At 56.5% G+C, this 460-nt stretch carries 1 protein-coding gene; it reads left to right on the plus strand.

What is annotated here, in order from left to right; all coding sequences use genetic code 11:
- Positions 1–86: 86 nt before the first annotated feature.
- Positions 87–460, plus strand: a 374-nt coding sequence (locus DBR24_RS28290) for a catalase (RefSeq protein ID WP_128616346.1), incomplete at its 3' end; no start/stop codon positions are given.

The raw sequence follows: 460 nt of genomic DNA on the forward strand, positions 1-460 counted from the left end.
AATTTGTGGCTGTCACATGGATGATCAATACTTCCCGCCAAGCCGAGTAGCCGGCAGTTCCAAGACTGACAGAGGAAGAAGACCGTATGAGCCAGAACAAAACGCTTACGACCGCCAGTGGCGCACCTGTCGCTGATAACCAGAATTCTCGCTCCGCCGGCCCTAGAGGCCCGCTGCTGCTCGACGATTTTCATCTGATCGAGAAGCTTGCCCACTTCAACCGTGAAAACATTCCTGAGCGTCGGGTACACGCCAAAGGTTCGGGCGCTTACGGCACGTTCACCGTCACGCGTGACATCACCGAGTACACCAGCGCCAAGTTGTTTGAATCGGTAGGCAAACAAACCCCGACTTTCCTGCGATTCTCCACTGTCGGCGGCGAGCGCGGCTCGGCTGATACCGAGCGCGACCCTCTTGGCTTTGCGCTGAAGTTCTACACCGAAGAAGGCAACTGGGACAT

Origin of the sequence: Pseudomonas sp. HMWF006, from assembly GCF_003061205.1 — a bacterium.
GTDB classification, from domain to species: Bacteria; Pseudomonadota; Gammaproteobacteria; order Pseudomonadales; family Pseudomonadaceae; genus Aquipseudomonas; species Aquipseudomonas monsensis.